This window comes from Verrucomicrobium spinosum DSM 4136 = JCM 18804, assembly GCF_000172155.1.
GTDB lineage: Bacteria > Verrucomicrobiota > Verrucomicrobiia > Verrucomicrobiales > Verrucomicrobiaceae > Verrucomicrobium > Verrucomicrobium spinosum.
This window is the reverse complement of sequence record NZ_ABIZ01000001.1, coordinates 3,309,060-3,331,137: the sequence shown is the minus strand read 5'-3', so window position 1 is coordinate 3,331,137 and position 22,078 is coordinate 3,309,060. Positions and strand designations below refer to the sequence as shown.

Here is a 22,078-nt window from a genome sequence, read left to right as displayed (position 1 = left end):
TCTTGACTCTGAGCAAGATCGAAGGCGAGGCGGACAGGAGTTTGACCGATGCCCCCGAAATGCGACGAGCAGAAACTGCTTGCCTCCCCCCCTGATCACGCCACTATGCCCGCTCGCATGACTCAGGGCGGAAAGGTTGTCATCATTGGAGCGGGCGGGCGGCTGGGCTCAGCGCTCGTGACGAAGTATGCCCCGAAACATGATGTGGTGCCGGTGCGTCGCGCAGACCTCGACCTCTCGCAGTCAGATGCGATTGTTCCATACTTGCAAAGTCACCACCCCAGCGTGGTGATCTACACGGCGGGCACAACGAATGTGGACCTCTGTGAAGAGCACCCCGAAGAGTCTCTCAAGACGAACGCCGAGGCCCCTGCCAGGCTCGCTGAGTACTGCAAGGTTCATGGTGCGAGGTTGATCCACATCAGTACTGACTATGTCTTCAGCGGGAATGACCCTCTCCCCCGCAAGGAGAGCGACCTGGCAGAGCCCATCAATGTCTATGGACGACACAAGCTGGTAGGCGAGCAAGCGGTGCTGAATGCCTCTCCCGAGTTCCTGGTAGTGCGCGTTTCCTGGCTTTTTGGCAAAGACCGGCCCAGTTTTCCGGACATGATTCTCAAACGCGCGCTGGAGAATGACGAAGTCTTCGCCATCGCCGACAAGGTATCCTGCCCCACTTTCAGCGATGATCTCGCTGAATGGATTGAGCCCATGATCTCGGACACCCGGTATCGCGGCATCCTCCACCTCTGCAATAGCGGTTCCTGCACTTGGCAGGAGTACGGGCAGAAGACGCTCGACATCGCTGCCTCACTCGGTTTGCCGTTGCGAGCGACTACCGTGCAAGGTCAGTCTCGGGTGAATTTCCCCGCTTTCAAAGCGGCCCGACCGGAGTTCACCGCTTTTGACATCAGCCGCTATATGGAACTCTCTGGCACCACGCCGAGGGCCTGGCAGGAAGCGCTGGAAGACTATCTGCGCGGACAGTACCTCTAGAACGGTGCTCGTTGCATTGGCTGGGGTTATTGCCTCCGACTCACCGTACCCATTTCAAGCCGAGCCGGGCTAAATCAACTCGGGACATAGCTAGAATGCTGTACCGGCCTCGAGCCGCCCCCAGCGCTATACCGATCACCCAAATGGGGGTGATTTTCCAAGTTGTTTAAAAATTTTCGGCCAGCACTATGTCACATCGCACCAGATGCTTTAGAAATTATCAATTTAACCATAATTTTCATATTGACTGGCATTCGTTGTATTTATATAGATTATCAAAGTTAACCCACACCACTTTCTATGAAGAGGCTGATTCTCATCCAAAACGACTTCACGGGGTCCGGTAAAACCACTCTTATGCGTGTCCTCCAGCGTTACTTGGATCGCCATCAAGTGCCTCATCTGGCGCTTTGCCTCACGGAAGCAGAGGGGGATGATGAAGATGGTATCCAGCGCCTGTCGGTGGATGCCCTCTATCAAAATGGCCTGGAACCTTACCTTCAAGCGGTCGATCTGGTGCTGCTGGAGGTGGAGTCAGGGCTTGCAGAAGCGGTCTCCGAGCACCTCGAACACTTCAGCATTCTGGCATCTCTCGAACGGGACGCACTGGAGATATTGATGGCCCTGCCGGTAACCAGTGACGAGGAGAGCTTCGATGGCGTGCTCTCTGCCGCGCGGACGTATGGAGATCAGGTGCAGTACGCCGTCTTCCACATGGCTACCGGAAGCGAGTACGATGAGGCCGAGACGGTCTGGGAAAATAGCAGAGCAGCCCGCATGATGGACCTGCTGGATGGAGTGGACGTCACCCTCCCCGCACCTTCTGCCGAGTTGGAAACGGAGATTCACACCATCGATCTCGATCTAAGCGACGCCCTGGCACACGAGTGGACCCACATGCCTCTTCAGGGACTGCTGCAGAAATGGATGGTCAAGCTGTCGGCTCAACTCGACCCCGCGCGTCGCCTGCTCTTTGGCGATGCTTGTCGCGCTGCCATTGCAGTCAATGAGCGTCTCCCTGCCAGCCAAAAATCAGCGCGAGGCAAAAAAACCGCCCCTGTAGCGGCGTTACCTGCATGAAAGGCGGATTCCTACTTTGCTTCACAAAGCCTAGTGGGTCTCAGGCATCAGGTCGCCATAATGCTTCCGGGCGAATTTCTGTGCCTCATGCTGGATCTTCAGCGCGTCCGACTCCTTCAGGCTGCGTTCCAGCAACTCCACGCATTCGACGGAATTTAGCTTCCGTATGGCGTGTTTGACCTTGGCAACCTGGCCACTGGAGGCGCTCAGCTCATCAAGCCCCAATCCCACCAGCAACGGAGTCAAGGCGATGTCTCCAGCCATCTCCCCGCACATTCCCACCCAGACGTCTTGACGGTGCGCCGCCTCCACGACCGTCTTGATCAACCGTAACACGGCGGGATGGGAGGGCTGGTAGAGTTCTGAGACGCGCTCATTCACCCTGTCCACCGCCAGGGTGTATTGCACAAGGTCATTCGTCCCGATGCTGAAAAAGTCCACATGAGGTGCCAACAGGTCAGCGATGACCGCGGCACTGGGAATCTCGATCATGGCACCCCGCTGGATCTTGGGATCAAAGGCTTCCCCTGCCGCCGTGAGCTCCGCCTGACATTCGTCGAGTAGTTGGTTCGCCTCGACGACTTCACGGACACTGGACACCATGGGGTACATGATGGCCACGCGCCCGTACTGGCTCGCCTTCAGGATCGCCCGCAACTGCCGCTTGAAGACTTCCGGCCGGGCGAGGGAAACTCGAATGCCCCGCCAGCCCAAGAAAGGATTCTGCTCCGCCTCCTCGGCATACGCGGGGTCCAGTTTGTCACCGCCAAGATCCAGGGTGCGGAAGACCACCAGTTGAGGGGCCATGGCCCTGACTACCTCAGTATAGACCTCAATGAGCTTTTCCTCAGGCGCGTCAGGATTTTCCAAATAGAGGAACTCTGTACGGAAGAGACCCACCCCCTCGGCACCGCACTCCTGAATGTGGGGAATCTCCTCCACGAACTCTGCATTGGCGGCGACAGTGATGCGCCGATCGTCGAGAGTGACTGCGGGCTCCCCACATTGGGCCAGCAAGGCAGCCTCACGCTTCTCCGCAGCGGCCTCACGCTTGCGATAGCGCGCCAGGGTTTCCTTGGTGGGATTGAGGATCAACAGCCCCTCATCTCCGTCGAGGAGCACCTCGTCTCCATTGTAAAGTTCTTCGCAAATCCCATGCAGACGCACCACGGCAGGGAGATTGAGCGACCGGGCCACGATGGCGGTATGGGAAGTCTTGCTCCCAAGTTCCACCGCAAAACCGAGGACTTGATTCCGGTCAAGCTGCGCGGTCTCACTGGGAGTCAGGTCATGGGCAATACACACGGCAGGAGTGTCCGAGTGGTCCACTTCCCGCTTGTCTCCGGTGAGGTGACGCAAGACCCGCTGGGCGACATCACGAATATCGAGCGCTCGCTCGCGCATGTAGGAGTCTGGGATGCGCTGAAATGAGTCAATGCATTTGCGGACCACCCGATAGTAGGCGTACTCGGCACACTCCCGATATTCCCGGATCGCCTCCTCCACCTGGTCAGTGATCAGGCTGTCGTTCAGCACCATGGTGTGCATTTCCAGGATCTCTCTGGAGTGGCGGTCCTCCTCTCCGTCCAGTCGCGCCATGAGGGCCTCCAGTTCCTCACGCGTTGCTTCGACAGCCGCATAGAAGCACTCGATCTCTGCATCGATCTTCCCCCTCGGGATGATCCGGCGGTGGGGTTCTTCGAAGGCGCCTCCAATGAGACGCACGACCCCGCGAGCCACGCCGCCAGAGACGGGCGTGCCTAAAAATACGCGCTCGGTCTTGATGGCGGTTTCGGGCATGAGAGATGAGGAATGACCCCCTAGAAGGCAAATGACGACCCCCGCGTTAGCGGGAATCATGCCAGCAAGGGATAAGAAGGTTCACTGAGGCGCCTATGCAAGCAGCGTCAGTCCCCGTCGTCAAACCCACTTTGGATGAGAGAGCCAAGTTCCTTGACAGCAGCCTCGGCATCGGCCCCCTCCGCAGTGACGATGATTTTCGCTCCGTGGCCGGCGGCCAGCATCATGAGACCCATGATGCTCTTGCCATTCACTTGCTCGTCATCCTTCTCCACCCAGACATTACACTTGTACTTGCTGGCTCTCTTGACGAATTGCGCTGCAGGGCGCGCATGCATGCCCAGTTTGTTGCTGATGGTAAATTCTTGGGTGCAAGTGCTCATGCTGTCTTTTTTCCTAACGGCCAAGAGTGCGATCTGAGGCTACCCTGATTGCTCATCCGCCATTTTTTTCAAGAGCCTTTGGTCGAATTCCGCGGCGCTGTTGTAGCCAAAGGTTCTCAGTTTGTGGTTTAGGGCGGCAATTTCGATGAGTCCGGCCACATCACGACCGGCGACGACCGGTACTTGAAGAAGTGGAACATCCATTCCCAGAATGTTCACCGTGTGTGTGCCCGCGTCAAACCGTTCAACTTCACTCAGGTCTGCATCGGGCAACAATTGGGTGACCAGGTCAAGTCGTTTAGACAACCGAACCGCCCCCACGCCGAAGATGGCGGCAACATTCAGCAGGCCAATTCCCCGCACTTCGATGAGATTGCGGGTCAGGTCAGGAGCCCGGCCATGGATCTCGCGCTCCTCGATCATGCGAAAGTGCACGGCGTCGTCTGCCACCATGCTGGCCCCGCGCTCCAAAAGCCCAAGGACTGCCTCACTCTTACCACTACCACTGGGGCCCTGGATCAGCACTCCCACCCCCTGGACATCCACGAGGCATCCGTGAATGACCGTGGTGGGCGCAAACGCCCAGTCCAGACGGATGGTGGCAGCGTTGATGAATTTCATGGTCACCATGGAAGTCTGGAAGACGCTGATGCCATTATCATCCGCGACCCGGATCAAATCCTGGTTCAGTCGCTTTTCTCTCGCCACAACCAGACAAGGGATGTCCGCCATGCAGAGTTGTCTGAACCGGCGGCCGGCTTCCTCTGGGGCCAACCCGTTGAGATAGGAGACCTCCGAGTTGCCGATGACCTGGATGCGCTTGTAGGCAAAATAGGTGAAGAATCCGCTCAGGGCCAAGCCCGGTCGGTTGACCGAGGGTTCATTGATTTTCCGGGAGAATCCCGTCACCGTTCCCATCAGCTTGAGCTTGAGTGCCTCCCGGTTCCGCTCAAAGAACTCGCCCACGGTGATGGACGACGGCCGTTTGACCTTGTGATGGATGACATGCTCTGGCATGAGCCCACCATAGAGGCTTTCGGCCCATGGGCAAATGGTTGCAATTCAGGGCTCTCCCACTTCGTCTTAGCGGGATGCATCCCCGTCGCCTCCTTCTGCTCTTTTTACTGCTTCTGTTTATTCCTCCCGCCACGACCCATGCGGAAACCCCGCCCAATATTTTGTGGCTGACCAGTGAGGACAACGGACCGCAACTGGGTTGTTATGGCGACAAGTACGCCAGGACGCCCAACCTTGATGCGCTGGCGGCCCGCGGTCTGCGGTACAACAAGGCATGGTCCAACGCACCCGTGTGCGCCCCGGCCCGCACCACCATCATCAGCGGGCGCTACCCCACGGGCGATGGCGGTGAGCACATGCGATCCATGGTTCCCCTGCCCGCCGGGACCCTGCTCTATCCGCAACTGCTGCGGGCGGCAGGCTACTACTGCACCAACAACAGCAAGGAAGACTACAACCTGGACAAGCCTGATGGCACCTGGGACGAAAGCAGTGCCAAGGCGCACTACAACAAGCGGCCCGCAAATCAGCCGTTTTTCGCGGTCTTTAACACGACGATCTCGCACGAGAGCCAGATCCGGACACCCGGTCACAAGCTGGTGCATGATCCCGCAGCGGCCCCCCTCCCCCCTTACCATCCTGATACGCCGGAAGTGCGGCACGACTGGGCGCAGTATTATGACAAACTCACAGAGATGGATCAGGAAGTGGGTCGGCGACTGAAGGAGCTGGACGAATCCGGTCTGGCAGAGACCACCATCGTCTTCTACTACGGCGATCACGGTGCAGGGATGCCCCGGAGCAAGAGATGGCCATACAACAGCGGACTGCAGGTGCCGCTCATCGTTTATTTTCCACCCAAGTATGCCCACCTTGCTCCCGAGGGCTACCAAGCAGGCGGTTCGACTGATCGCCTTGTCAGCTTCGTGGATCTGGCTCCCACGCTGCTAAGCCTGATCGGCAAAGATGCCCCCCCTTTCCTACAAGGACGAGCCTTCGCGGGAGCCCACACCGCCCCCGCCCCGGAGTTTCTCCATGGATTCCGCGGGCGCATGGATGAACGCTACGATCTGGTGCGCAGCGTCACGGATGGTCGCTTCGTCTATATGCGACACTACATGCCTCATCTGCCCTACGGTCAGCATCTCGGCTACATGTTCCAGATGCCTACTGCCCGCGTCTGGCGGGATCTGGCCGCCGCGGGGAAATTGAATGCCGATCAGCGCCATTTCTGGGAGCCCAAACCCGTGGAAGAGCTCTATGAGCTGCAATCCGATCCATGGGAGATCCACAATCTGGCAGAGACTCCCGAACACCAGAAAAGCCTGAACACCCTGCGGAAAGCTCTGGAGAACCAGGCCCGTCAGGTTCGCGATCTGGGCTTCATTCCAGAGGCTGAACGGCTGCGAATTTCCGGGAACCAGCAGTCACCCCGGGACGCCTTCCAGACTGAGGCGGCCTATCCTTTTGAGGCGGTGTTCGATTTGGCGTCTCGCGCCTCCCGCTACTCGGATGCCGACCCCACTCCGTTCGTCAACGCACTCTCGCACCCCCATCCCATCATGCGTTATTGGGGAGTGCTAGGACTCCAGATGCGCGGAGCCGCCGGAGTTCAAGCTGGTCATGATCGCCTGCTTGTTCTTTTCGGCGACACCTCGCCCAGCGTACGCATCGCCGCTGCTTCCGCAATCGGCCTGCACGGCCCATCATCTGACCTCCTGGCGTGCCTTGCCCTCCTGGTGAGGGAGGCTGATCCCACCCAGAGCAGTCAACCCGCGGCGATGGAGGCGCTCAATGGGCTGGACGCCCTTGATGAAAAAGCTTTGCCCGTTAAGGATCGCATCGCCGCGCTGCCCTTGAGAGATCCCAACACCCCAAAACGACTTCAGGAATACGTCGTGCGCCTCCATGAAAAAATCTCAACCGACCTGGGGATGCCCGCACCTGCTGGCAAAAACCAAGACACCGGCAAGTAATCGAATTGTGAGAACCTGTTGGGATAAAAACGCTGGGAGTATTGCGAGGCATTTTGAGTCAGGACAAACCGCGAAGAGGGCGTGAATCGAGATTCACAACCGATGAGCAACGCAAAGTCGGCAGGTCTTGAGACCGTCACGGACAGCCCAGGTGGTGTGCAGGCCTTCACACGAATCTCTAGAAATCGAACAAGTCAGCCTGCACTGCCTGACCTTTTTTGGCAGACGCAGTGGAGGCTTTGGATTTCGGGGTCGGAACAGTTGGCACCACTTCGAGCGGGGCGGAATCAAGAGAGGGTGCGTCAGGCTCCTCTGCTTCGGCAGCCAGAGTCGGCTCCTCCTCGATCGCTACCACATCCTCCGGCTCGAATCTAACGTCGGGCACATCAGCAAAAACTGGAGAACTGAGCGGCTCGGGCCACGAGGAGCCTTCCTCCACCAAGGGAGGCGCAGGAGGCGCAGGATTCGGCAAAGGCGCCGCCTGCTCCACGAGTTCGACCTCAGCTTCCTCCAACGGCACAGGCTCAGGGCTCTGGGAAAATTCCGGTTCGGGATCAGGTTCCGGCTCCAACACGGGGGCCACCGCTTGCACCAGGGTTGAAACAGGCACCACCGCCGACGCAGGCACCTCATCGCCCGTGATCAGTCGCATCTCGCTGCGGGCACCATTTACGGTGCGCTCAATGGGAATGCCAAGGACCTTGGTCAGCGCCCGAGACTCCATCTCCCAGACGTTTGGGTAGAGGCGTGCCACCTCGGCGAGGGGGCTGTGATGATCGAGCAGGCGCGTGCCGTGCTCATCGGTCACCAGCTCAGCCATCCACCCGTCCGCATTGCGCATCTTCACCAGTTCCACCAGGCGTTCGCGCAGGGTCTTACCCTTCATTTTCGACGACCAGCGCTCCGCCTTTTGCTGGAGATAGCTGTAAAGCAGGCGCTCCGGGGCAGACTCCCCATACGCCTGGGCGGCGTGAGCCAGCAGCCCCAGGCAGAGTTCACTTCCCCAGTTGGTCAGCACAAGGTCGAGCTTGGGTGCCGGCCGGTAAATTTTCTCGGGGCGCCCCGTCCCTTTCGGACGACGCCACGTATCCACATAACCCTGCTTTCGCAGATCATCGCAGTGTTGTTTCACGCCCATGTAGGACATTTTCAACTCCGCCGCCAGTTCGTTGACGGACATGCCGCCGCTGCGTTTCACCCGGACAAGGATCTCCCAGGAGACCGAAGGGGCAATTTCACGGGCGTGCTGCAACATGGCGTCTTTTTAACACAGGGTAGCGCTACGCTGAAACATTTCCATCCCGCAGCAACCAATCCCCATGAAAAGTTTCAATCCAGAAGGTGACCACGACAGCCGCAGCTGTCGTACTTCTTACGAATTTGACACTAACAACGGTCGTTCTAGCATCACGGCACAACACTCCATGCTCACATCCAGACTTCCTGAAAAAGCGTTCCGCAGCCACGCCCCCGGCTATTGGAAAGACAAGAACGTATCCGAAGCGGAGTGGAACAGCGCCCAGTGGCAGTTGAAGAACCGGGTCAACTCTCTGGCCAAACTGGAGGAGCATCTGGTCTTGAGCGAGGAAGAGCGCGCCGGAGTGCTGCTTTCCGGCAACAAGCTGGCCATGGCAATCACGCCCCATTTCTTCAACCTGATTCACCCCACGGATCCCGACTGCCCCATCCGTCGCCAGGTGATCCCCCGCATCGAGGAGACCTGGGATGACCCGGATGAGATGTCCGACCCCTGTGGCGAGGATTCCCACATGCCAGTGCCCGGCTTGGTACACCGCTATCCAGACCGCGTGCTCTTCCTGGTGACGGACCGTTGCGCGAGCTACTGCCGCTACTGCACCCGTAGCCGCGTGGTGAGCGGCGTAGGGGACCAGGAATTGCACACAGAGTTTGAAGCCGTCTTCAAGTATCTGGAAGCCCACACCGAGGTGCGGGATGTCTTGTTGAGCGGGGGCGACGCCCTTCTCTTCTCCGACGCAAAGTTGGAAGGCATCCTCAAACGCCTTCGTGCCATCCCCCACATCGAGTTCCTTCGTATCGGTTCCCGGGTGCCGATCTTCCTGCCCCAGCGCATCACGCCCGAACTGTGCACCATGCTCGCCAAGTACCATCCCTTGTGGATGAGTGTGCACACCAACCACCCGCGTGAAATCACCATTGAGGTCAAAGAAGCTCTCGAACGCCTGGCCAATCACGGCATCCCGCTGGGAAACCAGAGCGTGCTCCTGCGTGGCGTTAACGACGATCCAGAAGTGATGAAGGCTCTGGTGCACAAGCTGCTCATGAGCCGCGTGCGCCCGTACTATCTCTACCAGTGCGACCTCATTCAAGGCAGCTCACACCTCCGCACCAGCGTGAGCAAGGGGTTGGAGATCATCGAGAGCCTTCGTGGCCACACCACTGGCTACGGTGTGCCCCAATTCGTCATCGACGCTCCAGGCGGTGGCGGCAAGGTGCCAGTGAACCCGGAATACGTGCTTGCCAAGGACAGTCACCACACCCTCATCCGCAACTACGAGGGCAAAGTGTTCGACTACCCCGAACCGGAGACCGCCAAATCCGCAAACCTCTTTGCCAGCGGCACCAATCGTCTGTCCATGACCTGGGCACCATCGGCCAAGTGGTAAGGCCTCCGTCTTCGATCATCTTGAGACTCAAGCCCCCCTCCCCCCTCGAGAGGGCTTTGAGTCTTTTTCTTCGAAACGGGGGAGAGGCTTCGGGTTCTGCTTTCACCACGATTATACAGGGCCTTCCTTGATTGTCCTCCCGTCGCCTGTTTTAGATCCAGGGATCAGTGTAAGGGAGTTCTCAAATGCGTCACCATGCCAGTCACCACCGCACGCAAGAAGCTCTTCCGCGTATCTCTGAAGCTCGCCGTCAAACTGGCCACGCTCCTACTTCTGGTTACAGGAATCGCGTGGGTTATCTTCCCGTTCGACCAACCTTGGACCGTGGCGGGAGCGGTGCGCAGTCTCGAACGAGACCTTCCCGCCGACACGCGGGATTGGATGCTCCGGACTCCGAAGCCACTGGCGCTAACCAACATGCACTTGTCCCTTGGCATGAAAATTCGCAACGAATTTGGTCTATGGGGACGGAACTTACCATTGCAGTACTCTTGCGGAAAATTGGGCGCCGACGACTGCTCAGGGATCATCTTGGGGGCGCTGTGGCACTCGGTACGCGCCAAGGAATCTCCCGCGCTGGTCAAGGCGATTGATGAACAGTTCCAATATATGGAGAATATTAAAATCGACTACCAAGGATTTCATCTTGCCCGTATCGGCGAAATAATTGCCCAGATACAAGACCAGATCGACACGCAGCTTGCCAATGAAGCCGGCCACCACCTTCACATCACGACTTCAGGATCTCCCAACCTCGATGGCTACACACGGGCGGAGTTCGAAGGGAATCCCGTGCCAATCAGCATGTACCTGAACTGGATCTCCTGGCGCAACGGATTTACAGTCCGACACGCACCGCCCAACATCGAACTGGTATTCCACGAACCCCATGCCTGGCCGGAGCCCCCTGCTGAGTTCGAGGTGGTGAAGTGACTGCATCATGCGAGGCAAGCCACTTTCACGGAGTCGCCCCCCACAAAGGACGGCTGTGACTGCCAAGGCAATATTGACTCATCGACCTTAGTTCACCCCAGATACTCCGTCAGCATCACCAGATTCCCCGCTGGATCTGCAAACCTTCCCAGCTTGATCGGCTCGCCTTCACGTTGCACCGGCGGCTCTACGATGCTCCCGCCAGCCACCTCGATCACGCCACATGCCGCGGCGGCATCATCCACCTGGAAGCTGAGGCCGGTGGCGGTTTGTTCCCCTTCCCCTCCTCCGTGCAAGGCCACGATGGCATCGCCAAACAGAAGCTCTGACCACCAAGGACTGACAAAGCCCTCTCTCAGGCCAAAGGTGCCAACATAAAACGCAACGGCCCGATCCATGTCCCGGGCCATGAGGACGTACTTTACCTTCTCGAGTTTCATGCGAGGGTTCGTCTAGGCGATCAAGTCCTCGAACCCTTCATCAAAACATCGGCGGCGCAAGTGATACTGCCCATTTTGTTCCACCAGATAGTGAGTCTTCCGCTTCACGTGGGTGTGCGGCACGCTGCTCAGACCTGGTTTACAGAGGCTGAAATCCACGCGCCCCCTTCGAAACAGCGTTTCCAGAAAGGATTGCGTGGCCTGCTCCACTCCCGGTACTGGCGTGGACCCGGCATCCGGAGCGGCCGGAGCAATCATGCCGCGACGTGAAAACGAAGCTGTCCTCACAACCAGCGCCCCCTCACCCAAGCCGTAGGCCGTAGCACGCATCATCATGTCGCGACCACGAGGCATCTCATCGCCTCCCGGGGTAGGTTTACCGGCATTGAGCGCCCGATTCGCCTCCGCACGCAGGCTGCGCACCGCTTCCAGGCTCAACAGACCCCGACGCACAAAGGCGCTCCGGAGCACCTCGTCATACTTGCCGCCGAAAAGGGGAGCGTCCGCCCAAATCACCTGCGCCGCCACCTCACTGTAGAACGCCGCGCTCAGCGCTGCCGTCCGCACGGCCTTGGCCAGCAGGGCGGCGGCGTCTTTTGCGACGGAGAGAAGGTCTCTGGCAGTCGGCTCAGCCGCATGCACCTTGAGCATGCCCGCCATGGCCTCAAAGAAGCCAGCAGTGAATACGCGGGAGAATGAGTGGGGATCTGAGGACAGCTCCGAATGCGGTGCCATGGGCGGCAGGTGCATGGGCTCACGGTAGAACAATGAGTTTACCGCATTCCGCAGGCAGTCCGGTGGCGCAGAGCCCGAGTTCAGATCGTGCACTGCCTTCCCGTACTGCACGGCGATGCGTGACAGGGTGGAATTCTGATAAATCAGCCCTCCTGTCTCTTTGATGACGTGTTCGCAGACCGACTCCAACTGCAAGGCGGTCAACAACGCTGTGATATCCCCAAACGACTCGTGAAACGCCGCCACCTCATCGAGCGCAGCGTCCCACAAATCCGGCCGAAGGGCATCCAGCACGGCATGCCCGAGTTCATGGGCGACAATGTCAGGGCTCTCAGCGGTATGAATGAGCCGCCCTTTGACCTCCCCCAAAAAGAAGGAAAGGCTCTTCCGGTCGTAGTAAGCGTTGAGGTCATCCGTACCGGCCACGTCCACCTCCAGAGGTGCCCCACCCTGCCAGTGCACGGTCTCGGGTAGATGGGGCCTCCAGACCTCCCTTGCCCGGCGTAGGGCGTCGGCGACATTCCAGTATCGAAAATTATCAGTCCCTGGCGGGTACAACCCGGGCTTGGGAGCCTCTCCCCGCAACTGGAGCGGCAGGCTCCCCAGAGTGAGGGTGGCTGGCGAGCGATGGGCCAGCTTCAAGCCCGACTCAGGATCATCCTCCCAGGCGGCGATCAACACCACCGCAGGAGTGGAGGGCTTCGCTGGGGGTTTTGCAGCCGATTGGGGCGATGGTTTCTGCCCAGCCGGAATGGTTCCCGGTACAGCCTTTGACTTTACCAGCGCTGGTTTCTTTGCGAGCGGAGCGGCCGTCTTTGCTGGCGACTTCTTAGCAGGGGGTCGCTTGAGATTCTTCATGACGTGAATGACAAAAACGTGCCAGATGTCCGCCCCATGAACCCTCCTCAAAGGTCCTGGTGAATTTTTGCCAAGGCTACTTGAATTAGCGGGAATTTGACAAGTTTTTTGGACAATTCGTCTGGCTTTTTTGAACATTCGCATCGGGAAGCATCCTCGTTGACCAGAGGCCTGAACCGCGTATTCACGAAGGTAATGTCGTCACCCGTTCTCCAGCTCACCTCCCCCGCCAAGATCAACCTGCACCTGCGTGTGCTAGGCAAGCGGGAGGACGGTTTTCATGCTCTCGACACCCGCCTCTGCCCGCTGGACCTGAGTGACACCCTGTCCTTCTCTGAGGGAGCAACTGCTGGGAAAAGCGACCTGACCTGCACCGACTCGTCCCTACCCACAGATGAGACGAATCTCGTGATGAAGGCCGTGCGCGCCTTCGAAAAAGCGACGGGGACGGTCCAGTCCTGGAGCTTGCATCTGGAAAAGCGCATTCCCCACGGGGCGGGCCTGGGCGGCGGCAGCAGCAACGCTGCCATGACCCTGCGAGGGCTCAACCTGCTGTCTGGAAGCCCTCTTACCCAGGAAACTCTGGTCACACTCGGCTCCCAACTGGGGTCCGATGTACCGTTTTTCCTGTACGACGCCGTGTGTGATGCCACCGGCCGGGGTGAAATCTTGACTCCTGTGGACTTCCCCTGGCAGCTCCCTGTGGTCTTGGTCAAACCGCCCTTTGGCATCCCGACTCCCTGGGCGTACAAGCAGTGGAGCACGTCCCACCCGCTTCAAGGGGTGCTCTACGCCCCGCAGCTCTGCCCTTGGGGACCCATGGTGAATGACCTGGAGCGCCCGGTCTTTGAGAAGTGGTCCCTCCTCCCCACCCTAAAAATGTGGCTTCTGGATCAAGCAGAAACCCGCGCCGCCCTGATGTCAGGCTCTGGTTCAACCGTCTTTGCAGTTGCGGAGTCTGAGAGGGATGCAGCAGCCCTGGCTGCCAAGGCGACTGCATACTGTGGTGAAACCACCTGGGTGAAGGTGGTGCGGGCTGGCTCCCTGTAGGGCTTGTTTGAATGGTTTGATGGTGAAGCCGAGCGGCACCAAATTCTGGGCTCTTCAGGCACAATTCGTTTCAAACAAGCCCCTCGGTTATCCGATAACTTTATCGGCTATCTGAGCTGAATCGTGCGCAACTCAGTCTCGTAGGGGTCCGTGGTGAGCAAAATCCGCTGCTGCACAAAACTCTTCCCTGCAAAGCGTACGACTTTCTCAGAGACGATATCCCCGACATGGGGACGAGAGGCACAGGAGGTCTGAATAATCAGAGCAACTAGAGCGAGTAGGATGGGGGTTAGTTTCATCGATGCGACCTGTATCATCGATGCTATTACATTGTAAAGCCAAAGCGACCAAATCGTCACAAATAAAAATTGGGCTGGGCGAACTCCCATTCGCCCAGCCCTATTGGCATCAACCTCAACACATATCCCGCTTCCGCGGGCTTACTTAATTGACAACAACCAATCACTCTCAAGACAGTAGCGCTGGCAATCACTCACTCAGCACTACAGAGGAGTTAGTATCAGCGAGGGAGAGAGTGTTCAAAGAATCCCAAATTGTCAGGACGGATCCTGGTGCCATTCTCGACGGCTTGCCTTGGCTGGGCGCTCCTCCTTAAAAAAGCATTGCCCACGGAGCCGCGCGATGGTGCATCCGTCATGCCTGTGCCGAAGGATTGCCCTTCAGGTGGGCCGAAGATCCTGAATCATGCCTGACGACTTGGATTACACGAGATGCCCCCTCGACGTCTTGCATTCCTGACCGCGCCCTGTCGTTGCCAAGAACTGGCGCCACGCCAGCCCGTCAGATTTTTTGGTAAAAGGGAGGCAATCCGCCTGCGCCACTTTTTCCCTGTTGGCATCCACCCTAAAAAGAGTTGGGCTGGGCGAACTCCCATTCGCCCAGCCCTTTTGGCATCAACCTCAACACATATCCCGCTTGCGCGGGTTTGATTGACAACAACCAATCACTCTCAAGACAGCAGCGCTGGTAATCACTCACTCAGCACTACAGATAGATTAGAGTTGCTCCCAACCCGTGCGTTCAATGCGGGGTCATTTTTTTTGAAATAATTTTCACGGACCGGACACCCCTCATTTCCCTGGAAGTCGGTTCAGCGTATAATAGCCCTCAGCATGAGTGAGTTGCACCCCCTTCTTTGAGCGCACTCCGGGCATGATCAACTCGTGCACATAGCCCTCCCGGAGACCCTCACACCTCAGAAGAACACTTCTCCCACCGGGCTCCAAGACGACCTGGGAAATGGTCACTTTTTGGGTCTCGACCTCGTCTCCACCGTACTTCTGGTGGTAGAGGTAGGTGTAGCTGCTCATCTGGTAGCTGCCCAGGTTGCTGGCGGTCCCTGTATCGACCTCATCGGTAAAGGTCACCCGGAAACCATCAGGTTGAGCTTCCATCTTCTGGACCTCAAAGGGTGTCTGACCAGTCCACTGGATGCGTTCCAGACCGAACGAACGTGTGCCCTGCGAGTTCCAGCCCCGGTTGGACTCGCCCACCAGCAGCGAGCCATCTTTCAGAAAAGCCAGACTGAGGGCGGCGCTCTGCAAGCCGTCTTGGAACCGGAACACTGCTCCCTGATACTCACCGCCGACTTTTTCCAGGAAGACGCGGTTCACGCCAGAAAGAACAAACTCCCCCACGAACATCTGCTTCTCAAACGGACCAAACTTTCCGCCCGTGAGGTCGCAGACCAACCCTGTGGGGCTCTGCCCCGCCTTCACATACGGGAACCATACGGCCGGCAGCGCAAACCCCTTTACCTGGCGGGAGGCCTCCACCACGGTGATGCCCTGGGGCAGCTTCCCGGGATCTGCCACCGGCGACTCCGGAAGCTGGGCATCCGGCAGAGACTCCGCGTGACCAAAGAACGCGCCCTTGCGCAGATGGAGCAGCGGGTTGGTGCTCCACCAGTTGCCCTGCTGGTCCGTGCAGAAAACGTCCCCCTCCTCGTTCACGGCAATCCCGCAGGGCGAGCGGAGACCCGCACTCATTGGGGACAGTTTGCCATCAGGTGAAACGCTCACCGCCCAGCCACGCCAGTGTTTTTCCTGCATGCGGTGACCGGCGAGCTTCACCGGCCCACCCATGGAGGCGTTCAGAGTGATCCAGAAGTTCCCGTCCCGGTCCAGAACCGGTCCGTAGGCGTACTCGTGGTAGTTTCCGCTCACTCCCCAGCCCTTCGCCACGGCCAGATACTCATCGGCAACCCCATCCCCGTCAGTGTCGCGGATCTTCGTCAGCTCCGAGCGCTGCACGGTGTACAGAGCGCCATCATGCCAGAGCAGCCCCAGGGGCTCATGCAATCCGGAGGCAAAGAGACGGTAGCCCACGGCCTTGGCATCCGTGGGGTCAGCCTCAGGATGTTCCAGTATCCAGATTTCCCCCTTGCGGACGGAGACCGCCAGCCGCCCATCGGGCAGCAGAGCCAGGCCGCTGGCCTCCAGCTTTACGCCATCGGGCAGCACATAGGGCGTGACCGTGTAGGCAGGGTTCGAGCCAACAGCCCGTGCCACCGATGGAAGGTGGGCCATGAGGAGGGCGGCCAGCATGGGCAGCCCGGAGGAGAGGTACTTTCGCATGTCGCGTGTTAAAACTTGATGTATTCCTCGAACTCTACCATCCCCTTGGTGAGGCTCACGGATTCAGGTTGGGCGGCCTTGCCCAGGCCAAGGTAGTACCAGCCTTCTGCAACCGCATCGCTGGCCCCGGTAATCTTGATCTTCCTGAGCAGTCCGTCCCCTTTGGGAGCCGAGCTCATGGAATCCTCCACCTTCAGTCCACCCACCTCATAGAGGAAGATGGGAGTGCCGTCTTTATCCAGGCGGTAGCCGCTGTAGTGGTATCCTGCCGCCTCCCCAACTGCTTCGGGCCAGCCGTCACTGGCGGACTTCAGGCGGGCCAAGGGCATGCGCGGTGGCAGGACAGGTCCCAAGGTGCCCAGCGGCTTCGCCGGGGTCATGGCCCGCTCTTCCCATGTGGTCATGGCATCAATGAAGCGCCCCTTCCACACCACAGCCCAGTGCATTTCGAGCGCATCGAAGGCGGCATGCACACCTTTGGGGCTGCCCACGGTCACAGCCTGCATGCCCGCGCCTTCCAGGAAGGTACGGAACACCACAGGCCGGACGGACTTCTCCGGCTTGATCTCATAGTCTCCGGTCTGGAGAAGCCCCTCCGGCAGACGGGATTGGTCGAGCTCTTTGAGATAGGTCCAGAGCTGCTCGATTTCCTGGTCGGCCTTCTTCCGGCCCATGAAGAGCGGCGGCATCAAGGTGCCCGGCTGGGTGACCTGGGGGTTGAGCAGGAGTTCTTTGAAATACTCTGGCGTCAGCCGGTGCACGGTGTGGGTAAGATTGATCACCGGCACGCCCAGAGATTTGCGGTCCTTCAGCCCGTGACAGGACACACAACCCAGGCCGCCAGTGCCCACCCCCATGAGCCCGCGTCCCAGTTCGGAACGATGGTGTTTGAGCAGACCGCTGGTATCGATCGCAACCGGCTTCTCCGATTTGGCCGACTCCTTGAGGGCAGGCAGGAAGCCTACACAGTTGTCCTGGCCAAAGCGGGGCATGCGGGTGGTCATGTAAGACCGCACCCCTCCCCCGGTGCCCCAGAGCAGTTTGGCAAACCATTCGTCTGTGAGCTTCCGCCCTGCCACATCCAGCTTGGGCGGCAGGCGGCCCAGTTCACCCAGAGAGTGCGCGGCAGCCTCGTACACGGTCAGGTACTGCGCCCGTGGCTCCTCCAGCCCACCCGTGCCCCGCCATTCGTGGCAGGCGTAGCAGTTCATCTTCATGAGGAAGGCATCCACCGTCTGCAGGGTGGACCGCGGCTGCGGAGCAGTGCCCTGCACCTCCTTCAGCGCCAGCAGCAGGGCCCGCCGCTGGAGATCGCTCATACCGTAGTCGGGAATGCCCGCCTTCTTTGTAGTGGAGAGACATCCCTCCGTCACCCGCACCTCTTTCAGCGGCTTCACTCGGGGCAGAGGCTCCACCTTGCCAGCGTCATGGCAGGCCGTACAGCCCTGGGCCACGAACTGCTTGCGCCCCTCCTCCGGGGTTTGAGGAGGCAACGCCAGCAGCGTGCGCTCCATGGTGTTCGAGGGTTCGCGGTTTAACTGGAGGTACGCAGCCACATCGGCCGATTCCTGGTCGGAGAGCTCCGTGGCGGGCATCCGGCCGGCATGGCGGATGCTCAGCGGATCCTGAAGGAACGCCGCCAGGGCATGGAAGTCGTATTTGTCCGCCAGCAGCAGGGGCACAGACGGCAGTCCCGGCTTTTCCACATCCAGTCCGGGCGGGGCTTCGATGGGCTTGTAGTCCGTGAGCGCAGCAGGTTCATGGCAGGCCACACAGCCGATCGTGTGGTAGAGCTGGCGACCTCGCTCCACATCCCCTTGGGGGAACTTCTTTGGCTCCTTTTTCAGGCTGGAGAGGTACACCGTCAGCGCCTCCACCACCTTCGGATCCCGATCCTCGCCCGCAAACAAGCCCGGCATGAGGGTGCCTTTCTTCCGATGCTGGGGACTCCGGATAAAGAACCAGAGTTCATCGGCACTCAATCGGCTGCCAACTCCATCCAGAGCCACTTTAGGGCGAGTTTCCAGGCGATCCTCCCAGCCCTTGGGCGCAACATGACAGCCGGTGCAGTTGAACTCCTGGAGCAGGAGCATCCCGCCCTGCGCGAGGTGATCTTCATCATCCTCCGCAGAGTAGAAGCGGTCAAAGCCCGCCACGAAGGGGTATTCAACAGGGTCTGCCTGTCCAGGATGGGCGGCAGATTTACCGACGAGGACCAGACAGAGTGCCAGAGGAGTGAGGTAACGCAGCAGGAGCATGCCGGGGCAGTGAGGTAGATGAACGCGGTGGCCACAAGTCTGACCTAGGCCTTGGCGAGACAGTTTTCCAGATAAGTTCGGGAGCGGTTGATCTCTGCGGTGGTCTGCTCTGCCGTGGGCAGGATCGGGATGCCCCGCGGCGTGGGATGCATGAAGACCTGCGTGTATCCGCCAAACCGGACCTCCTTGAGAGCCTTCACAATGGGGACAAAGTCCAACTTGCCCCGCCCGGGCAGTTGCTGCAGTTCCTCGTCCTTAGGCATGGGTTTCATGCACCCCATCCCGTACTCCCAGGCCAGGAAGACCGTGAGCTTGCTGCCAAGTTCGCGAATCAGCCCAGCGATGAGCTCCGGATCCTGCGGCAGGTGATAGGGGGCGAGTTCAATGCCCAACGGCAGATCCTTGCCGAACTCCGCGAGCCAGCGAATGGCGTCGGGGGCGTCGATCAAGTTCTTGCCGTGGTTCTCGATGGCGATGGTCAGCCCGAGCTCCCCGGCTCTTGCCAGATGAGGTTTCAGCTTCTCCACAAATTCCTGGACCGCTTTTTTCAGATCTGGCCCTGTCAGTCCCACCGGTCCGGAACCTCCCGTGACCAGCACTTTGCCGCCGAACTTCTTGAGTACCAGCATCTCCTCCTGAAGCTTGAACGGGCCCAGATCGTAGCGGGTGATGCAGTCGAGCTTCACCTTATGGGTCTCCAGCAGGGCCGCCACCTTCTCATGCCCGAGCTCGTCCATCTGCTCGCGCTGGGTGCCATGCCTGCGCGGCCACACATCCAGACTCGCCGCACCAGTCTTGGGGGTCTCAGCAATCACCGCCTCCAGCGGGAGATTGCCGTACATCGCGGAGCTGGTGAGGTATTGAAAGGCAAAAGGGGCCTCCGCACTGGGTGCAGGGGAAATCGCGAGGGCAGCAGTACCCAGCGTGGCAGATCGAAGAAAGTCGCGGCGTCTCATGGTGGGGGGGTCGAAAGTCAATCAGAGGCAACTGGGCAAAATGGGGAGAAAGTCTAACGCAGACTCATGCCGTAAACTTTTCCGACTTTTTCCCGGTTTTTGGAGTTCACCCAATAGGTCATCGGCGAATAGAGACAAGACACCGCTTGCAGATCGTGTTTTCCCCCACATTATTCCCCGACTCTCACCTACGGCGATTCATGAAACCGCTCTATCTCGCGGCCTTGTGCTTGCCCATTCTTGCTCTCTCCAGCCTGGAGGCGGAAGAACTCCTGTCAATGGAGACCAGCACGCGGCGCTCCAATGCTGTGACGGAGATGCCCAAGCGAGCTGAGGTGACGGAACTGCCCGCGACGGTGGCCCCCAGCCTGCCAGCAAGTGCCGTAAATCAAGTGCCCGGGCAGCCCGGCATCTATGAGGCCGTGCTCGCGGGCGATCAGGAACTCGTAGCAGGTCTGCTGAATGAAGGGTACTCGGCCAACGAGATCACGCCAGAGAAGGATACCCCCCTGTGTCTGGCCCTTCGCTCTGGCCAGCCAGCCATGGCGATCTTTCTGCTGCTGCATGGGGCCGATCCCAACATGGCGGGAGCCGACGGCCAGACGCCGGTAGTCCTGGCCTCTCTGCGTCGCCATCCTTTCCTGTTGAAAGCCCTCCTGGCCGCCGGGGGCAATCCCAGCAAGCCCTTCGCCTCCCCTGTTTCATCGGAGATTATCAATTCTGTAAGTGATGAATTCCTCCGCTGGCAGCTGAAGCGGGAGAAGAACATTACCCCGCTCATGGCGTGCTCGGGCCGCGGTGATGTGGAAGCTGTCGCGCTCCTGCTGGAATACGGGGCCAACAAGCAGGCGCACACGATGCCCAGCTACCGGTACGCGATCAATTTCGCGGCCGACCGGCGCTACTTGTACGTCATGCGCATCCTCCTGGGCCGCCAACCCGAGTCCGAGCCCCACATTCTGGTCACCGTGGATCTCAGCAATCAAAAGGCCTGGGTGGAAATCGAAGGCGTACGGCAGATCGACACCAAGATCTCCACCGGCCGTGCTGGCTATCGCACCCCTGCCGGTCGCTACGTCATCACCAACAAGTACAAGGACTGGACCTCCACCATCTACAAGGTGCCCATGCCCTACTTCATGCGGCTGAACTGTAGCTCCATCGGTCTGCACAGCGGCTATGTGACCGGTCGCCCCGCCTCCCACGGCTGCATCCGCCTCCCCTACGAAATCGCCAAGAAGGTCTTCGGCATGGTCCGCGTGGGCGACGAGGTGCATATTATTCCGTAAGGGAAGGACCCGGGCCTCAACACGCCCGCCCGTCTGGCTGGTGTCATCCTTTGCATTTTCAAGATGGGAGGCTAGATACCGCTCCTATCCACTCCACGTCACCACCACCTGATTCCGCGCAGCGGAATTTTGGGACTGCGGTGAGAATCACCGCTTTCGGGAGTCCTGTGTGAAGCAGACACCGCGGAATCGGGAACAGCGCGGCAGGAATCACCGCTCCCAACCCACGAACACCCGAAGCAAGGTAGTTACGTGAATCAGGGCACCTGACGCCAAAGGCGTCAAACATTCCAGCCCAGTGTAAGGCGAGGCACGAGCCACCACCCTGGGTACATCACCAAGGAGATCGGAACTCCGAAGTGAGTTCTACAAACCGTGTCAGCCCCCTTCCAGGATGATCACAGCCAGGACCGCTCCAATCCTATTTCACACCCCAGACGGAAACTCTCCAAAGTCGTGGTAACCCACTAAATCAATTTCCGCGGCATGGTCCCTTACCAAACGACGCATTTCCTCCAAACTCGCCCGCCGCAACCAGTCATCCTCGGCCCGCATCGCCGCCAGCGCCGACACCGGATGATCATCCGTCGAGAGCTCGGCTTGCAAGTAATAAGCATCCCCCACATGCAAGAGCCATCGCTCACCATTCTGAACCGCCGCAATGTGCAAAGACAGGCAATGCGCAAAGACAGGCTATACGCAAACCTGCAGGACGATCCCCGCAGCGGCTCGCTCTTTGTCTTCAGCAACAGGCGCCACTCGGTGCTCAAGATCCTCTACTGGGACGGTTCGGGCTGGTGGCAAAGACAATGTGCAAAGACAGAAATGTGCAAAGACAGGCTATACGCAAACCCAGAAGAGAAAATCACAATCCAAATCATCATTGGAGGCATGCCTCCAATCTCTGCCCCATTTCACACCCCTCGGCGGAATTACCCGCAGCATTCCAGGCAGCAATCAGCACTCTTCCTGGATACAAATCCACAGACTCCCCAGGGGCACAATACCCCTTGGCCCCCTATAGCCGTTAATGCGAGCCACCCTTCTTTGCGGCACCCCTGATTG

General features: G+C 59.1%; 17 protein-coding genes. 8 read left to right on the top strand and 9 right to left on the bottom strand.

What is annotated here, in order from left to right; genetic code table 11:
- Nucleotides 1-105 precede the first annotated feature (105 nt).
- Nucleotides 106-996 carry a dTDP-4-dehydrorhamnose reductase gene (rfbD, locus tag VSP_RS13490; protein WP_157210878.1) on the top strand — a complete coding sequence of 297 codons (891 nt, stop codon included), beginning with the start codon at nucleotides 106-108 and terminating at the stop codon, nucleotides 994-996.
- A gap of 300 nt (nucleotides 997-1,296) precedes the next feature.
- On the top strand, nucleotides 1,297-2,076 hold the full coding sequence (locus tag VSP_RS13485) for a hypothetical protein (protein ID WP_009961220.1): 780 nt from the start codon (nucleotides 1,297-1,299) through the stop codon (nucleotides 2,074-2,076).
- 30 nt (nucleotides 2,077-2,106) lie between these two features.
- On the opposite strand, the gene ptsP is transcribed toward VSP_RS13485, so the two are convergent.
- The 3 genes from ptsP to hprK all read right to left on the bottom strand — a co-directional run bounded on the left by ptsP (nucleotide 2,107) and on the right by hprK (nucleotide 5,276).
- The gene (ptsP, locus tag VSP_RS13480) at nucleotides 2,107-3,876 is read right to left on the bottom strand and encodes a phosphoenolpyruvate--protein phosphotransferase (RefSeq protein WP_009961217.1); all 1,770 of its coding nucleotides are present in this window, start codon (nucleotides 3,874-3,876) and stop codon (nucleotides 2,107-2,109) included.
- 107 nt (nucleotides 3,877-3,983) lie between these two features.
- On the bottom strand, nucleotides 3,984-4,259 hold the full coding sequence (locus tag VSP_RS13475) for an HPr family phosphocarrier protein (protein ID WP_009961215.1): 276 nt from the start codon (nucleotides 4,257-4,259) through the stop codon (nucleotides 3,984-3,986).
- 39 nt (nucleotides 4,260-4,298) lie between these two features.
- A complete protein-coding gene (gene hprK, locus VSP_RS13470; protein ID WP_009961214.1) occupies nucleotides 4,299-5,276 on the bottom strand; it encodes an HPr(Ser) kinase/phosphatase in 978 nt (325 codons plus the stop codon).
- A 74-nt stretch (nucleotides 5,277-5,350) separates the two neighbouring features.
- Here hprK and VSP_RS13465 point away from each other — a divergent pair, with 74 nt between their 5' ends.
- Nucleotides 5,351-7,252 carry a sulfatase family protein gene (locus tag VSP_RS13465; RefSeq protein ID WP_009961213.1) on the top strand — a complete coding sequence of 634 codons (1,902 nt, stop codon included), beginning with the start codon at nucleotides 5,351-5,353 and terminating at the stop codon, nucleotides 7,250-7,252.
- Nucleotides 7,253-7,430: 178 nt separating this feature from the next.
- Here the strand turns inward: VSP_RS13465 and VSP_RS13460 are convergent, their stop codons facing one another.
- Nucleotides 7,431-8,507: a helix-turn-helix transcriptional regulator gene (locus VSP_RS13460; protein WP_009961212.1), complete on the bottom strand. Its 1,077-nt coding sequence runs from the start codon at nucleotides 8,505-8,507 to the stop codon at nucleotides 7,431-7,433.
- Between the two features lie 169 nt (nucleotides 8,508-8,676).
- Here VSP_RS13460 and VSP_RS13455 point away from each other — a divergent pair, with 169 nt between their 5' ends.
- Together VSP_RS13455 and VSP_RS13450 are read left to right on the top strand one after the other, a co-directional pair.
- Nucleotides 8,677-9,897, top strand: coding sequence for a KamA family radical SAM protein (locus VSP_RS13455; protein ID WP_009961211.1), 1,221 nt, complete (start codon nucleotides 8,677-8,679; stop codon nucleotides 9,895-9,897).
- A 195-nt stretch (nucleotides 9,898-10,092) separates the two neighbouring features.
- Entirely contained in the window at nucleotides 10,093-10,830 is a 738-nt protein-coding gene (locus VSP_RS13450; RefSeq protein ID WP_009961210.1) for a DUF6794 domain-containing protein, read from the top strand.
- 92 nt (nucleotides 10,831-10,922) lie between these two features.
- Here VSP_RS13450 and VSP_RS13445 read toward each other — a convergent pair whose 3' ends face one another.
- Together VSP_RS13445 and VSP_RS35300 are read right to left on the bottom strand one after the other, a co-directional pair.
- Nucleotides 10,923-11,270: a VOC family protein gene (locus tag VSP_RS13445; protein WP_009961209.1), complete on the bottom strand. Its 348-nt coding sequence runs from the start codon at nucleotides 11,268-11,270 to the stop codon at nucleotides 10,923-10,925.
- A gap of 12 nt (nucleotides 11,271-11,282) precedes the next feature.
- Complete coding sequence (locus VSP_RS35300) at nucleotides 11,283-12,863, bottom strand: gluzincin family metallopeptidase (protein ID WP_009961207.1); 1,581 nt, start codon at nucleotides 12,861-12,863, stop codon at nucleotides 11,283-11,285.
- A gap of 195 nt (nucleotides 12,864-13,058) precedes the next feature.
- On the opposite strand from VSP_RS35300, the gene ispE reads away from it, so the two are divergent.
- Nucleotides 13,059-13,913 carry a 4-(cytidine 5'-diphospho)-2-C-methyl-D-erythritol kinase gene (gene ispE, locus VSP_RS13430; protein ID WP_009961205.1) on the top strand — a complete coding sequence of 285 codons (855 nt, stop codon included), beginning with the start codon at nucleotides 13,059-13,061 and terminating at the stop codon, nucleotides 13,911-13,913.
- A 1,091-nt stretch (nucleotides 13,914-15,004) separates the two neighbouring features.
- Here the strand turns inward: ispE and VSP_RS13420 are convergent.
- Genes VSP_RS13420 through VSP_RS13410 form a run of 3 tightly spaced genes read right to left on the bottom strand, consistent with a single transcriptional unit; the run spans nucleotide 15,005 to nucleotide 19,724 of the window.
- Nucleotides 15,005-16,510 (bottom strand): DUF7133 domain-containing protein, encoded by a 1,506-nt coding sequence (locus tag VSP_RS13420; RefSeq protein WP_009961202.1) that lies wholly within the window; start codon nucleotides 16,508-16,510, stop codon nucleotides 15,005-15,007.
- Between the two features lie 8 nt (nucleotides 16,511-16,518).
- Complete coding sequence (locus VSP_RS13415) at nucleotides 16,519-18,768, bottom strand: c-type cytochrome (protein ID WP_009961201.1); 2,250 nt, start codon at nucleotides 18,766-18,768, stop codon at nucleotides 16,519-16,521.
- A 44-nt stretch (nucleotides 18,769-18,812) separates the two neighbouring features.
- Nucleotides 18,813-19,724, bottom strand: coding sequence for a sugar phosphate isomerase/epimerase family protein (locus VSP_RS13410; protein WP_009961200.1), 912 nt, complete (start codon nucleotides 19,722-19,724; stop codon nucleotides 18,813-18,815).
- 200 nt (nucleotides 19,725-19,924) lie between these two features.
- Between VSP_RS13410 and VSP_RS39370 the strand changes: the two genes are divergently transcribed.
- Together VSP_RS39370 and tnpB are read left to right on the top strand one after the other, a co-directional pair.
- On the top strand, nucleotides 19,925-21,013 hold the full coding sequence (locus VSP_RS39370; RefSeq protein WP_009961199.1) for a L,D-transpeptidase family protein: 1,089 nt from the start codon (nucleotides 19,925-19,927) through the stop codon (nucleotides 21,011-21,013).
- Nucleotides 21,014-21,499: 486 nt separating this feature from the next.
- Nucleotides 21,500-22,075: an IS66 family insertion sequence element accessory protein TnpB gene (gene tnpB, locus VSP_RS43970; RefSeq protein WP_081452532.1), complete on the top strand. Its 576-nt coding sequence runs from the start codon at nucleotides 21,500-21,502 to the stop codon at nucleotides 22,073-22,075.
- Nucleotides 22,076-22,078: the final 3 nt, after the last annotated feature.

What these genes read in the sequence shown, in the direction of transcription:
- VSP_RS13475 (WP_009961215.1), bottom strand. Translation starts at nt 4,259, where the DNA reads ATGAGCACTTGCACCCAAGAATTTACCATCAGCAACAAACTGGGCATG.
- hprK (WP_009961214.1), bottom strand. Translation starts at nt 5,276, where the DNA reads ATGCCAGAGCATGTCATCCATCACAAGGTCAAACGGCCGTCGTCCATC.
- VSP_RS13415 (WP_009961201.1), bottom strand. Translation starts at nt 18,768, where the DNA reads ATGCTCCTGCTGCGTTACCTCACTCCTCTGGCACTCTGTCTGGTCCTC.
- VSP_RS39370 (WP_009961199.1), top strand. Translation starts at nt 19,925, where the DNA reads ATGAAACCGCTCTATCTCGCGGCCTTGTGCTTGCCCATTCTTGCTCTC.
- VSP_RS13465 (WP_009961213.1), top strand. Translation starts at nt 5,351, where the DNA reads ATGCATCCCCGTCGCCTCCTTCTGCTCTTTTTACTGCTTCTGTTTATT.
- ptsP (WP_009961217.1), bottom strand. Translation starts at nt 3,876, where the DNA reads ATGCCCGAAACCGCCATCAAGACCGAGCGCGTATTTTTAGGCACGCCC.
- VSP_RS13460 (WP_009961212.1), bottom strand. Translation starts at nt 8,507, where the DNA reads ATGTTGCAGCACGCCCGTGAAATTGCCCCTTCGGTCTCCTGGGAGATC.
- VSP_RS13455 (WP_009961211.1), top strand. Translation starts at nt 8,677, where the DNA reads ATGCTCACATCCAGACTTCCTGAAAAAGCGTTCCGCAGCCACGCCCCC.
- VSP_RS13450 (WP_009961210.1), top strand. Translation starts at nt 10,093, where the DNA reads ATGCCAGTCACCACCGCACGCAAGAAGCTCTTCCGCGTATCTCTGAAG.
- VSP_RS13485 (WP_009961220.1), top strand. Translation starts at nt 1,297, where the DNA reads ATGAAGAGGCTGATTCTCATCCAAAACGACTTCACGGGGTCCGGTAAA.
- rfbD (WP_157210878.1), top strand. Translation starts at nt 106, where the DNA reads ATGCCCGCTCGCATGACTCAGGGCGGAAAGGTTGTCATCATTGGAGCG.
- VSP_RS35300 (WP_009961207.1), bottom strand. Translation starts at nt 12,863, where the DNA reads ATGAAGAATCTCAAGCGACCCCCTGCTAAGAAGTCGCCAGCAAAGACG.
- tnpB (WP_081452532.1), top strand. Translation starts at nt 21,500, where the DNA reads ATGGTCCCTTACCAAACGACGCATTTCCTCCAAACTCGCCCGCCGCAA.
- VSP_RS13410 (WP_009961200.1), bottom strand. Translation starts at nt 19,724, where the DNA reads ATGAGACGCCGCGACTTTCTTCGATCTGCCACGCTGGGTACTGCTGCC.
- VSP_RS13420 (WP_009961202.1), bottom strand. Translation starts at nt 16,510, where the DNA reads ATGCGAAAGTACCTCTCCTCCGGGCTGCCCATGCTGGCCGCCCTCCTC.
- ispE (WP_009961205.1), top strand. Translation starts at nt 13,059, where the DNA reads ATGTCGTCACCCGTTCTCCAGCTCACCTCCCCCGCCAAGATCAACCTG.
- VSP_RS13445 (WP_009961209.1), bottom strand. Translation starts at nt 11,270, where the DNA reads ATGAAACTCGAGAAGGTAAAGTACGTCCTCATGGCCCGGGACATGGAT.